Here is a 12226-nt window from a genome sequence, read left to right as displayed (position 1 = left end):
TCCTGTTTTTTTATCGCTTCAAATACATGCCTAAGCTCTCTGGTGCGGTCTCCACAAAGCCGAACTGCTTATAAAGATTATCTGCCGGGCAATCGGCGATCAGATTGATATAGGCTTGCGGATCAACTTCATTTTCGATGTGTGTCATCAATAGCTGCATGATGTTTTTTGCCAGTCCTTTTCCTTGCTCGTTAGGATGAACGGCAATATCAACAATCTGATAGGCAGTCCCGCCATCGCCGATCAGTCTGCCCATTCCGACAAGCTCCTGATCCGTGCTTCTTCTAATGATAACAGAATAAATACTGTTGCTTAGTCCCATTTTACTGGCATCTTTTCCGCGATCAGACAGCCCGCAAACCTTGCGCAGGGCCAAGTATTCATCCACTTCAGGAATATCGATTCTGATGCTATAATTCTCCAAATTGTCCATACCGTTCCTCCTTGAATCACTGTATAGGTGTTATTCTACGCTATTTGTCAGCGTAAGCAAAAAATAAGATACGCAAGTGAATAGATTTAACATTTTTTATTTTTTTAATCGCAAATTAAAAAAATAAAAATCTTGCTGACAGAATTCAATCATCCTCCTGCTTTGAGCTTGTGAAATGTCCTTTTCAAGAAAAAGGGGGTTTGACAGGAGGGATTTCTTAGGATTATAGTCTAGGCGTGATCACAAACAAAGAAAGAGAGGGAGTACTATGACAGAAACATTTTTAACACACCAGCAAATATTTTCACTAAAAAGAAAAACCTTAGAAAAACGAATTCGGAACTATTACGAAGAAACCCATGATGAAGATACAACGATCAAGCTTTTGATAGCGCTTCAGGTTCGTGACGAACTAGGAACGGCCGATTTTTCATTTTTCCTAAAGGACGTCGTTCGTAAGATCATGCTGCATACGAAAACAACCCGCGCATTACGCCGCTATTATATTTATTTTGAAAGTTATTTTGACAAGAAGGAATGGAAACAGCTGACTTCTCGTTTATTTGCAGCAACTTCTTTCATCGCCGAAAAAGCGAAAAAATTATTCGCGCAGTTTATCAAGGAACCCTTAGAAGGATTAGCAGGTTCTTGAAACGGATCAATTGATGCAGGGTCAAAAGAATAGCTTTAGCATAAAAGTACATCAAAAGCTTATTTGCTGTGGTGTCGAGCAGCTGCGATCTGTTCAGAAGACGCGGCCCATATACCAAATTTTCTGGTAAGCTATCAGCTTTGGCCGATCACGAATACGCGTGATCCCATCAGTTTCAACTTCTTAATCACTCAATCGCTCAGGGCTTACTGACTCTGAGGTTTATATAGATTTAGTCCAGGGAACGAATCCGTTCACCTGCGGCAGGCAATTGCATTTTAACAAGCTCCCAAGCGTGTCCATTGTATTTTTCATAGGCTGCAAAGACGAAGGGCAGACCATTTGCTGCTTCGATGATTGCAGAGTCCATTAACTGAAAATGCAAGTGGGGCTCGGTAGAATTCCCAGTATGTCCAACGTCGCCAAGGTAGTCTCCTTGCTGGATTGACTGGCCTTCGATAACCTCGATCGAAGCTTTTTGCAAATGGCAAAAAGCTGCGTAAATGCCCGCGGCTTGTTTGATGACGACATAATTTCCTGCGATTGCTTCAAAGCCGTCCTTCTTTGGATTGAAAAAGAGGGAGTGACGAATGGCTGTCGTTTGATCGTGAATCCAAGAGGCCTTTTCACCATCAGAGCTATTATTTTTCACCGTGACAATCTCACCGGCAAATGGCGCAAAAACAGATTGACCAAAACAATAATATTTTTCTAGCGGGATGCCGCCTAAAAAATAGTTTGCCGCTTTTCCAGTATGAGAGCTGTTTTGCTGGTCCTTCTGAATAAAATCGAAGGCGTATCGCAACCCAAAACGATCTGTCCCATGACTGGGAACCCGATCAACTGGGCTTGTTTGGGTGTACCATTCACCGCGCAAAGGAAACGCGATAGCTATATTAGCTTTTTCCATCGTAGTACCTTCTTTCTGCAGAGGGGTATTTGCCGTGGGCTGCTTCGAATATATCATCGCTAAAATCAAGATCGCTCCAACTAAGAACAGGCTTTTCTTCATTTAATTAGTGCCTGTAGAAAACGGTCTTGAGATCATCGAGGTATTGTGTCAGTTTGGTGCTGATCGCTTGATAATCGATTTGTTCGTAGTCAGTATTTTTCAGTTCTGCAAGAATCTCGTTGGTGAAGCCGATATTTCCCCAAAGGATCAATTGTTTGCTGCGCTCAACATCAAGCTCTGGACGGAATTTTGATTCATCGATGGAGGCGAACAGCTCATCGGCACAAAGTGACTGCTGTGTTTTTTCCATCGCAGCTATTTTTTGATTGATCGCCACCGAGTTTGTCTCAATCTTCAAATTGGTGAAGTCAAAGATCCACGGATTTTTTTTCATTAATTCAACTTGCAAAGTGTAGGATTGCAGCAGGCGGGTAAAAATATCCTTTTCCTGCAAATCCATCTTATTTAAATAGTCCTCCGCAATCGTTCTTCGGCAATAATCCAGCAGCATCAAAAGTAATTCCTCTTTACTTTTTACATAATGAAACATCAAGGCCTTCGACATACCAGCCGCTTTGGCGATTCGATTAGTGGACGCTTCTTCATATCCTCTTTGCGCAAACTCCTTTAACGCCGCGTTGATAATTCCCTGAATCTTAGCATCTTCCGTATTGATTTCAGTCAAAAATGCTCACTCCTTTACCTATTAGGTCAATCTGAGTGTAACAGGACTTACCTGATAGGTCAATCAGAATCCTAATAAAAAACCAATAACGTTTTTTTGTTATTGGTCCGAACGTAGCTTCTAATTTGTTCTAGCAGAAATAATCCAAGTCACGCCGAAACTATCCTCGACACAACCACTGATACTGTTGTCATCGGGCGGTAAATTGACCATCCTGAAAGGTGCAAACCAGCGTTGTACTGATCGTAGGCAGTATCGTTTGCTGTTCGGACATTGTGCTGGGATTGGTGAAGGTGTAGTTGGCGATGTAGGGACGCAGTAACTGATGGGGAGCTACGACGATGTAGTCCTGCCTGACTTTAGGCAGAGAACTTTTGGTGATGCTTTCTTTATTTAGCATAGATACTCCTTTCAAAGAGCCAGCGCTCAAAAACCTTCCCGCACACTTTTGATCCATTTTTCGATCGCTTCAAATAAGAACAACTGCTGCTGCATCACGGCTTTACCTGTGGCCGGCAGGTTTGTTGAATTGGGATTGTCAGCAAGACTGTCCTGTAATTGGGTCGTCATCTTTTTAACATTGGCTTCGATAATACTGATGCAGGCTTTTTGATCAGCTGGGGCTAGACTATCCAGATTAAGGATGACAGCGTTGAAGTCTAGGAAAATATTGATGGGACGAGCGGCGATCCCCAGCATTAACTTTTCGAATTCGGTCTTTCCTTTTTTTGTTAAAGAATAGACAGCTTTCTCCGGCATCTTGCCATTCTTTTTCGCGGTGCTTTTAACATAGCCTTGCTTTTCTAATTGCAGCATCTTTTTATAGATCGTAGGCGTGCTGACTTTTACCCATTGGGAGATGTTCTGGTATTCCACCAATTTCTGGATATCATAGGCGCTTAGCGACTCTTTTTTTAGGATACCTAATACAATCAAGTCAATCGTTCGCATCAGTAAAACCTTCTTCCTATCATGTTTTTTGTATACTATATGTACAAGTGATAGCTGATATACTACTATCTGTTATAGTAGTTTGTTTTAAGGGGGTGGTCAAGCTAAATGAGTACGCTTCATTCAGCAGTAAAATTAAGCTCGTGACGAATAAGGAGTGTGTTGAAGCAGGTCATAGTTCTTATTATCAACTGTTAATTACGCAAAAAAGCCAGTGCTTCTTGATCGAAGCACTGGCTTAGTTTATTATTTCCCATCTAACTTCTTCTTCAAGTTCCTGTTTCTGTTATACATGAAGATCACGATGGCTAGCAGAATGAGGATCACAGCAAGTCCGACCCAGATCCAAGGATTCGTTGTTTTCTTTTTGATCGAAACGTCGTTCGCGTTGTAATCTGCGGCTTTTTTTCGATCAATGGTGAAGGTCGGATGACCGGTCCATTTTTGATCACCGGCACGGATCGTCATTTTGACGGTATAAGTACCCGGTGAAAATTCTGTATTGTTCATTTGGATCAGGTAGGGCATGCGTGAACTTGGTGCTAGTGTTAACTTTTCTTTTTTGTCTTTGGCAATCGTTTTGCCATCCTTTTCGACTTGATACTCAAGTGCGGCGTCTTTGACATAGGCCGCTTTTTCGTTGTCAACAGTCACGTTTATTGCATTGCGGCTGTTGGCTTGGACGGCTTTGGCCTTGGTAATTTTCAGAACGGGTTTTACCTCGTCAGTCTTATTTTGCAGCAAGACTGCGATCTCTCGCGAAAACACATTTCTGATATTCCCATCGACTTTTCCAGAGGCTGCTTGCTCTAGATATAAACCGCCGGCTAAGATTCCCTCAAATTCTTTTTCCGGCATTTTTACAGCTAAGTAAATATCCTTTGATTGATTGCCAGCTAATTCGATTTCTTGGTCACTTAGTTTGACGTAGTCGGTGATGTTGGGTCCGAAATTACTCTCATCTTTATTCATCCCCGAGTATTCCACGACTCCCAAACTGTTGGTGACTGCTCGATTGAATGATGCTTTCAGCTTGAGCGGCTGATCTGTCCGATTGGTCAGGGTCACCGTCAGGCGTTCGGCAGCATTGGGCTGGTACTGCAAATCATAATAAAGCTGATCCTTATCAATTTGCTGCTCCGATGGATGGATCACTGCATCGAAGGTATCCAACGACTCTCCATGAGCGACAATTGGTAAAAATGAAAGAGCTAAAACGAGGAACACGCCTCGTATAAATGATTTCGATCGTTTCTTCAGCATTTTCAGCCCCTTTACTTCAATTGTATTTTTTCGCGTAATGGAAGAGTCTCTCTCTTTTCTTATTCCCCTATATCTATAGATCAAAGGAAGGAACCATGGTCTGACAGTCTATAGCCGCCTTCACAGTAGGCGAGGCTGCTGACGGGATTCCATCCTAGTTTTTTAGCTTGGTGTTGCTGAGAAGGTCCAGACTAAGGTTGTTTGGTACTGTGCCTGTTCCTTAGCAGTGTTTTTTGGTACGTTCAGTTCAAATTTAGTGATCGGCAGAGCGGTTTCGCCGGCACCTTCATTTGGCTGCGCGGTCAAAACGGTGACTGTTTGGTTGACCAGCAAGGCTGTTTTGGCACTATCTGCGATACGGGTACCGGTTGGCAGGGAGTTCACATTGTTTGTCAAAGCACCTACTGTGAAGCTTAATTCGGCACCAGTCAACGGCTTCGAATTAGCGGTGAATTGAGTCGGCTCGTTTACCTTGACCGTCCAGCCTGTGCTGGAATCGCCGCGATTATCACTAACTGCGACTTGACCGGTAGTTACAGGCGATGTCTGAACACCATCTGAGGTAGCGGTCCAAGTTTCATCCGCAGTCGTTTGAATAGCGTGTGAACCAAAGTTTAAATCTTTAGGTAATGAAGCACTTGCATTTTCGGGATCTTGAGGGTCAAACGTGATACCGCCATCAGTATAGTCGACCGTACCAGTCGTATCCACAGCATGAGCACCAGTTGAAAAGGCGAACAGACTGCCTGCAAAAAGTCCAGCTATGAGTAGAGCACCTTGTTTCTTCATTCGTTTTTCCTCCTATTTTTGACGATTCGCCACCCTAAAAAAGCAATCGCGAGAATCAGTATTCCAACGACGATTAAAAAGGGATTGCGTTGATCGTTTGTTTGCAGAAAGCGTGTGATGCCTGAGTGTGAACTGCCGCCGCGATGATTTAACGAAGCGGATTCGCCCTCGCGATTCACCTCTTCACTTGTAGTGTGGAGAGGATGAGAATCACTTGTAGTATTGTTTTCCTGCGTTTCTGAAGTGGAGCTGTTGCTAGTTGCGGTACTGCTTTGGTAATAATACTGAACCTCGCCATTGGTGACGGCGGCTTCGGCCTGTGAAGAAAGAACAACGAAGAGCGGTAGAAAACCTAAGATGAAAATCATCAGATTCTTCAATTGCCTCCCCCTTTCTCAGTCCCTAGTAAAAAAAGCGGTTCTTTTCTGCGCAGAAAAGAGTTTGAATCTTATGCAGGGATTATATAGCCGGTTTCCAAAAAAGCGTTATCAAAGCGCTCATAGCTTCTTCACAGTTAAGCAAAATATTTTTCGCATTTACCTCCGCTGTGTTTAATTAAGGAAGAAAACAACAGGATTAACGGTTCTTTTCTGATGTAATTAGGGCTTATTTCACGGAAAAGGAACGATTTTTTTACCAAGCAGGGGCAGTCGTCGATTATTTTCTCGCAAAGGAAAATTTTGATGGGTTAAGTAAAATCAAAGATAGAGGGGGAAGCAATATGAAAAGAAAACGCACGCGTTTGTTCCAGCAGATTTGCATCACAGGAGCCGCCTTGTTTTTATTTTTAACCAGCTCCAATATTATTGTAAGCGCAGTCTCGGTGGATTTATTTGCCAATACTCAGGTGAGTAACAATAGCGGAACTACTGCGGCAGCACCTTATTTAAATGTCAGTCAACAACCGGTGACCTTTTCCATCGATGGAAGAACCACCGGGGTCGGCCTGATTAAGACGGGGAAAAAGTACGCGTTGATCTCGGTCCCGTCAGAGCTTTCAAGTAAGGTCACACCGAATGGAACTGCGACAGTAATGACTACTGTGACGATCCCGCTGGCGGATTTGCCGATCGGAGGTCTGCTGACGCTGTTATCAACACTGGTTACGACGATTAGTACTTTGCTGCCCTTGAATCCTTCGCTGCAGGCACCTTTGAACAGCCTCAACCAAGCCATCAACAATTTGAAAAATGAGAACTACGGCAATCAAAATCTGCCGATAACGACTGAACAATTGTCCGCCACCTTGCTGGGAGTCAATATCAGCCAAGGCCTGCTGCCGATTTTGACTAGTACGCTGTCTAACCGGCTGACTGATTTGAACAATGTGCTTAATACGCTGCCCCTCGGATTGATTGGGTTAGTGCTGACACAGGTATTATCCAGTGTCAGCGGTCTGCTTACCTCTTTGGGAAATCCAAACTCAGCGATCAGCACGAACCTTGTATCAGCCTCAATTTTAGGCAAAACCGACGTTTCCATTCCGACTTTTGTGACTAGTCCAAGCGGCTTGACCCAAGACTACACAGCGTTGATTCGCGGCGGGATCGTTCAAACGGATGATCTGACGATTCAGCTTTTGAGCAACTTCGGCGGCAATACGAATATTTATTTTGATGCGGGGGATTTAGCGATGAAAAGTGAGCTGCTGCCGACGAATTTGAATTTCGGGACTCATCCGATCCAAACTAAAGTAGACGAGAGCTGGAATGCCCATGTCGGCGGCAATAGTGCCAACCCGCTTCAAACAGGAACGATTCGCATTGATGATACCCGCACCGCCGCCAAGGCTTGGCAGTTAAAAGTAGCTCAGGCGAATAACTGGATGAGCGGGCAAAAAAGTTTGACCAATACGCGTCTCGCTATTTCCTTAGGAGCATTGAAAACCAACTTTCAAAATTACACCGCTGTAGCGAATCAAACGATCCAGATGCTTCCCAGCAATCAGGTCACACTGATGACTCTCGACAGTACGACGGCTGCCGGCTATGTCGAACTGCCGCTGAATCAATTTCAGCTTCTGGTACCGAAAAACACGCCGCGTCAGACAGGAAGTTACCAAACAACCCTGCAGTGGACGCTTTCTAATACGCCCTGAAAGAGGAACAGTCAAAAGTGCCTAGGAAACTAGGTACTTTTTTTTGTGACTTTGTGAAAACTAATTACATTTGTTTTTCACTGTGCTATCATAAACATAGAAGTATACTGATAAAATCGTCGTTGAAGTTTGTGAATCAATTTGTGAAAAAAGGCGTATGGAGCGACCCGAGCAGCCACCGCATTTATTCGTATCATGATTATTTTTGAGTGAACTTATTTTATTAGAAAAGAGAACTGTCGCAAACTGATGATCAACAATGATTTTATTGGACCACTGAGGAGGTTTGTCTATGGATACAATAACGAAAGCAATCGCAAAATTTAAAGGAGGTGTCAAAGTCCCCCATAATAAAAACACGGCCGAATTTGAAAGCGTTTTTATGGAGCCGCCGAAAATTGTGACGATTCCGATGCAGCAACATATCGGCGGAGTTTGTCAGCCAACGGTCAAGAAGGGGGATGTCGTTACAGTCGGACAAGTGATCGGTGATTCTGAAGCCTTTGTCTCGGCACCGATCCACGCATCTGTTTCAGGGAAGGTCAAAGGGATCAAACCGGTTTTGATGGCGAATGGTCAGATGTGTGAGGCTGTTCATATCGCCAGCGACGGGTTGCCGGTGGAATTTCCCGAGCCAAATCCTGTTCCAATCAATTCTAAAGAAGACCTTTTAAAAGCCGCTCGTGAAAGTGGCATTGTCGGGATCGGCGGAGCCGGTTTTCCACTGCATGTGAAGCTGAATGTTAAAGAAGATACACCGATCGACACATTAGTAATCAATGGGGCGGAATGTGAGCCTTTTATTACCTCGGATTATCGTGAAAGCTTGGAGTATCCGGAGCGGATCATCGCGGGGATGCAGACGATCATGAAGCATTTGAATATTGCTCATGGCGTAGTAGGGATCGAAAGCAATAAGCCAAAGGGACTAAGAAGTCTGCGGAAGCATTTGAGTGAATTGGCTGATCTTGATCCCAGTATTGATGTGATGGAGATTCCTTCATTATATCCCCAAGGGGCAGAAAAAATGCTGGTCTATGCCACGACTGGCCGGAAGATCCCGCCTGGCAAGCTGCCTTCTGAGGTGGGCTGTCTGATCACCAACATCTCGACAGTTTCACTCTTGCAGCGGTACATCGAGATTGGGATGCCGCTGACCCACAAACGAATCACGGTGGATGGAAATGTCGCGCAGCCGAAAAATGTGGTCGTTCCAGTGGGGACACCAATCGGCGATGTTATCAAATACTGCGGCGGTTTGATTGACGAGCCTAGCAAGATCATCCTCGGCGGGCCGATGATGGGAATCGCACAATTTTCTACGGAGCTGCCGATCACCAAGCAGACCAATGCGATTACGATTTTATCTGAAGCTCAAAGCTTGCCTGAAGAGTCTCCGTGTATTCGCTGCGGGCGTTGTGTGGAGGCTTGTCCCATGTCATTATTGCCTGTTCAGATCGAACGCTGCACACGGAATAACGACGTAGCCGGGTTGCAGAAGCTGAACGTCTCCGCCTGTATGGAATGCGGGTGCTGCGCCTTTGTTTGTCCTGCCGGCCGCCGACTGGTTCAGTCCATGAAACGAGCAAAACAGTTAGAAAGGGAGGCTGCCCAATGAACAAATTACCTGTTTCCATTTCGCCCCATCTCCACAGCGGACGAAGCAGCCGCGGTATCATGCTGGATGTGATCATCGCTTTGATTCCAGCTATTATCGCTTCGACGATTATTTTTGGTTTTCGTGCTCTTATCTTGATTTTAGTCACCGTTGCGTCATGTGTAGGCAGCGAATACCTAACGCGAAAAATATTGAAACGACCAGATACGATCCACAACTTGACGGCGGTCGTGACAGGAATATTACTCGCTTTAAATCTGCCGGTTACACTGCCGTTTTGGATGGCGATTTTAGGCGGTGTGATCGCGATCGTCATCGTGAAGGAATTCTTCGGCGGTGTTGGTCAAAACTTTGTCAATCCGGCGATTACTGCCCGCATCATTTTGATGATGTCCTTTGCTTCTCAGATGACGACTTGGCAGCCGCCGCTTAATTATTATATGTTTCGGCCGGATGTTATTTCGTCGGCGACCTATTTTTCCGCTTCTCAAACGGGTCAAAAAATCCCTTCCTTGCTGGATATGTTCTTAGGTATCCGTGCAGGAAGCTTAGGTGAAACGTGTGCTTTAGCGCTCCTTCTCGGCGGCGTTTACCTAGTAGCTAGAAAGGTCATCTCGCCGATCATTCCGCTTTGCTTTATCGGGACTGTCGTTATTTTCTCTACCTTATTAGGTGGAAATCCTTTGTACCAAATGATGTCTGGTGGATTATTGCTGGGCTCGATTTTCATGGCAACAGATTACACGACATCACCGATCACCAGAAACGGCAAGATCATTTTTGGGATCGGCTGCGGAATTGTCACGGTGCTGATCCGTTTCTTTGCGGCATTGCCGGAAGGTGTTTCCTATGCCATTTTATTGATGAATATCCTAGTTCCTCATATTGAGAATTTGACGATTCCAAAGGTCTTTGGTGAGGGGGCGAAGGTGAAATGAAGCAAGCAAACTCCAAAGTTATTTTTACTGATGCCCTTTGCCTATTTATCATTTGTCTGGTGATTACCTTTGCGGTCGCAGGCACACGCTCGGTTTTCAAAGATCGGATTGCTCAGCAAGAATGGGAACAAACGCAAAGTGTCATGAGTCAGCTGATTAAGGCCGATGATTTTCAAGAAGTGAAGGTGTCAGGAGACAACCAAGGATACAAGGCCTTGGATACATCCGGCAAGACACTGGGGTATCTCTTTGTCACCAAAACCTATGGGTACGGCAGCGATGTGAGTGTCATGAGTGCCGTCAAGGATGGCAAAGTCGTGGGGGTAGATGTGTTAGACGCTTCGAATGAAACTCCCGGACTCGGCCAAAATGTGACGAAAAAAGAATTTGTGAAGCAATTTGCCGGCCAAAATGACTCGCTAGAAGTTGTGAAAAATGAACCTTCCAGTAAAAACCAAGTCGAAGCGGTAACCGGAGCGACCAAATCCTCCAATGCCGTAGCCGCATCGGTCAAAGAAGCACTTGCGCTTTTCGAGCAAGTGGCTAAATCAGAGAAATAAGGGGGAGATGGAATGGAAAAAGAAAAAACATCCCGCATATTCACGAAGGGATTGATCACTGAAAATCCAGTTCTGCGGCTAACTTTGGGGACCTGTCCGACCCTAGCGGTAACGACCACGGCCTTGAACGGCTTAGGTATGGGAGTCGCGGCGACAGTAGTGCTCTTAGGGTCAAATGTCATGATCTCTCTTTTACGGAAAGTGATTCCTGATCGGGTCAGAATTCCCGCATTTATCACCATCATCGCTGGTTTCGTAACGGTTGTTCAATTGGCAGTAAAGGCTTTGGCACCAGCATTAGATGCGACCTTGGGGATCTACTTGCCCTTGATCGTAGTAAACTGCATCATTCTTGGTCGAGCAGAAGCCTATGCCAAAGATCACACGGTCCTTCACTCAGCCTTGGATGGGCTGGGAATGGGTGTAGGGTTCACCATGACGCTTCTTTGCATGGGAGGCATTCGCGAGCTTTTAGGAAGCGGCACATTTTTAGGCTTCCCAATCACAGCAGGTGTGATCCCGCCAATGACGATCATGCTCTTGCCGCCAGGCGGGTTCTTCGTCTTTGGAATGCTGGTCATGCTGGCGAATAAATTAAGCGACCGCAAAGCGAAGGATCTCGATTGCACGGCTTGTCCAATCGCAGAAGCCTGCACCGTCGTTTGTGATGAAAAGGCGGGTGAGCAATAATGCAGATTTTTGTAACGATTATCGTCGCAGGTATCTTAACGGATAATTTTGTTTTGTCACAGTTTTTAGGGATCTGTCCGTTTTTAGGTGTCTCGAAGAAATTAGACACGGCAGTCGGTATGTCACTAGCAGTAACCTTCGTTATGGTTTTGGCAACTTTAGTGACCTACCCGCTTTATGCTTCTGTATTAGTGCCTTTAGGCTTGGATTATTTGCAGACGATCGTCTTTATTCTAACGATCGCAGCATTGGTGCAGCTAGTGGAGGTGGTAATGAAGCGCTACATGACGCCGCTTTATAATGCTTTAGGGATCTATTTGCCGCTGATCACCACGAACTGTGCGGTATTAGGAGTAACGATCCTGAACTTTTCGAAAAATTATTCCTTTATGCAATCAATGGTCAATTCATTTGCAGCGGGGATCGGCTTTTTAGTTGCTATGGTGATTTTCGCTGGTGTGCGGGGCCGCTTGGAGGGAAATGATATTCCTGAGTCGCTTCAAGGGTTACCAATCACCTTGATCGCAGCAGCAATCGTCTCATTATCGTTTCTTGGTTTTGCCGGCTTGGCAGAAGGATTATTCCAGTAGGGGGTGG

At 45.1% G+C, this 12226-nt stretch carries 14 protein-coding genes; 7 read left to right on the top strand and 7 right to left on the bottom strand.

Annotated elements, in window-relative coordinates; all coding sequences use genetic code 11:
* Positions 1 to 10: 10 nt before the first annotated feature.
* Entirely contained in the window at positions 11 to 424 is a 414-nt protein-coding gene (locus FFR60_RS05490) for a GNAT family N-acetyltransferase (RefSeq protein ID WP_137663508.1), read from the bottom strand.
* A 277-nt stretch (positions 425 to 701) separates the two neighbouring features.
* On the opposite strand from FFR60_RS05490, the gene FFR60_RS05485 reads away from it, so the two are divergent.
* The gene (locus tag FFR60_RS05485; RefSeq protein ID WP_088933093.1) at positions 702 to 1085 is read left to right on the top strand and encodes a hypothetical protein; all 384 of its coding nucleotides are present in this window, start codon (positions 702 to 704) and stop codon (positions 1083 to 1085) included.
* A gap of 232 nt (positions 1086 to 1317) precedes the next feature.
* Here FFR60_RS05485 and FFR60_RS05480 read toward each other — a convergent pair whose 3' ends face one another.
* The 6 genes from FFR60_RS05480 to FFR60_RS05455 all read right to left on the bottom strand — a co-directional run bounded on the left by FFR60_RS05480 (position 1318) and on the right by FFR60_RS05455 (position 6105).
* Entirely contained in the window at positions 1318 to 2097 is a 780-nt protein-coding gene (locus FFR60_RS05480; protein WP_137663373.1) for a M23 family metallopeptidase, read from the bottom strand.
* A gap of 4 nt (positions 2098 to 2101) precedes the next feature.
* Positions 2102 to 2722 (bottom strand): TetR/AcrR family transcriptional regulator, encoded by a 621-nt coding sequence (locus FFR60_RS05475; protein WP_137663372.1) that lies wholly within the window; start codon positions 2720 to 2722, stop codon positions 2102 to 2104.
* 426 nt (positions 2723 to 3148) lie between these two features.
* Entirely contained in the window at positions 3149 to 3673 is a 525-nt protein-coding gene (locus FFR60_RS05470) for a PadR family transcriptional regulator (RefSeq protein WP_088933090.1), read from the bottom strand.
* 246 nt (positions 3674 to 3919) lie between these two features.
* The gene (locus FFR60_RS05465) at positions 3920 to 4936 is read right to left on the bottom strand and encodes a WxLIP family cell surface protein (RefSeq protein ID WP_171004875.1); all 1017 of its coding nucleotides are present in this window, start codon (positions 4934 to 4936) and stop codon (positions 3920 to 3922) included.
* A gap of 162 nt (positions 4937 to 5098) precedes the next feature.
* Positions 5099 to 5725, bottom strand: coding sequence for a WxL domain-containing protein (locus FFR60_RS05460; RefSeq protein ID WP_137663371.1), 627 nt, complete (start codon positions 5723 to 5725; stop codon positions 5099 to 5101).
* Positions 5722 to 6105 carry an LPXTG cell wall anchor domain-containing protein gene (locus tag FFR60_RS05455; protein ID WP_249354957.1) on the bottom strand — a complete coding sequence of 128 codons (384 nt, stop codon included), beginning with the start codon at positions 6103 to 6105 and terminating at the stop codon, positions 5722 to 5724. The genes FFR60_RS05460 and FFR60_RS05455 overlap by 4 nt, the downstream gene beginning before the upstream one ends.
* A 341-nt stretch (positions 6106 to 6446) precedes the next feature.
* Here FFR60_RS05455 and FFR60_RS05450 point away from each other — a divergent pair, with 341 nt between their 5' ends.
* From FFR60_RS05450 to FFR60_RS05425, 6 genes are all read left to right on the top strand, one after another.
* Positions 6447 to 7823, top strand: a complete 1377-nt coding sequence (locus FFR60_RS05450) for an adhesive domain-containing protein (RefSeq protein ID WP_137663370.1) — start codon at positions 6447 to 6449, stop codon at positions 7821 to 7823.
* A 292-nt stretch (positions 7824 to 8115) separates the two neighbouring features.
* Complete coding sequence (gene rsxC, locus FFR60_RS05445; RefSeq protein ID WP_137663369.1) at positions 8116 to 9441, top strand: electron transport complex subunit RsxC; 1326 nt, start codon at positions 8116 to 8118, stop codon at positions 9439 to 9441.
* The gene (locus FFR60_RS05440; RefSeq protein ID WP_137663368.1) at positions 9438 to 10379 is read left to right on the top strand and encodes an RnfABCDGE type electron transport complex subunit D; all 942 of its coding nucleotides are present in this window, start codon (positions 9438 to 9440) and stop codon (positions 10377 to 10379) included. The genes rsxC and FFR60_RS05440 overlap by 4 nt, the downstream gene beginning before the upstream one ends.
* Positions 10376 to 10939 (top strand): RnfABCDGE type electron transport complex subunit G, encoded by a 564-nt coding sequence (locus FFR60_RS05435; RefSeq protein WP_137663367.1) that lies wholly within the window; start codon positions 10376 to 10378, stop codon positions 10937 to 10939. Before FFR60_RS05440 ends, FFR60_RS05435 begins: the two co-directional genes overlap by 4 nt.
* 12 nt (positions 10940 to 10951) lie before the next feature.
* On the top strand, positions 10952 to 11629 hold the full coding sequence (gene rsxE, locus FFR60_RS05430) for an electron transport complex subunit RsxE (RefSeq protein WP_088933077.1): 678 nt from the start codon (positions 10952 to 10954) through the stop codon (positions 11627 to 11629).
* Positions 11629 to 12219 (top strand): electron transport complex protein RnfA, encoded by a 591-nt coding sequence (locus tag FFR60_RS05425; RefSeq protein ID WP_088933076.1) that lies wholly within the window; start codon positions 11629 to 11631, stop codon positions 12217 to 12219. Before rsxE ends, FFR60_RS05425 begins: the two co-directional genes overlap by 1 nt.
* Positions 12220 to 12226 lie beyond the last annotated feature (7 nt).

The organism is Enterococcus hulanensis, assembly GCF_005405485.1.
Classification (GTDB): domain Bacteria; phylum Bacillota; class Bacilli; order Lactobacillales; family Enterococcaceae; genus Enterococcus_A; species Enterococcus_A hulanensis.
This window is presented reverse-complemented; position numbering and strand designations above follow the sequence as displayed.

Bases quoted from the DNA above. Each gene is read 5' to 3' on its own strand.
- FFR60_RS05485 (WP_088933093.1), top strand. From the start codon at position 702: ATGACAGAAACATTTTTAACACACCAGCAAATATTTTCACTAAAAAGA.
- FFR60_RS05465 (WP_171004875.1), bottom strand. From the start codon at position 4,936: ATGCTGAAGAAACGATCGAAATCATTTATACGAGGCGTGTTCCTCGTT.
- FFR60_RS05425 (WP_088933076.1), top strand. From the start codon at position 11,629: ATGCAGATTTTTGTAACGATTATCGTCGCAGGTATCTTAACGGATAAT.
- FFR60_RS05440 (WP_137663368.1), top strand. From the start codon at position 9,438: ATGAACAAATTACCTGTTTCCATTTCGCCCCATCTCCACAGCGGACGA.
- FFR60_RS05460 (WP_137663371.1), bottom strand. From the start codon at position 5,725: ATGAAGAAACAAGGTGCTCTACTCATAGCTGGACTTTTTGCAGGCAGT.
- FFR60_RS05450 (WP_137663370.1), top strand. From the start codon at position 6,447: ATGAAAAGAAAACGCACGCGTTTGTTCCAGCAGATTTGCATCACAGGA.
- FFR60_RS05470 (WP_088933090.1), bottom strand. From the start codon at position 3,673: ATGCGAACGATTGACTTGATTGTATTAGGTATCCTAAAAAAAGAGTCG.
- FFR60_RS05480 (WP_137663373.1), bottom strand. From the start codon at position 2,097: ATGAAGAAAAGCCTGTTCTTAGTTGGAGCGATCTTGATTTTAGCGATG.
- FFR60_RS05435 (WP_137663367.1), top strand. From the start codon at position 10,376: ATGAAGCAAGCAAACTCCAAAGTTATTTTTACTGATGCCCTTTGCCTA.
- rsxE (WP_088933077.1), top strand. From the start codon at position 10,952: ATGGAAAAAGAAAAAACATCCCGCATATTCACGAAGGGATTGATCACT.
- rsxC (WP_137663369.1), top strand. From the start codon at position 8,116: ATGGATACAATAACGAAAGCAATCGCAAAATTTAAAGGAGGTGTCAAA.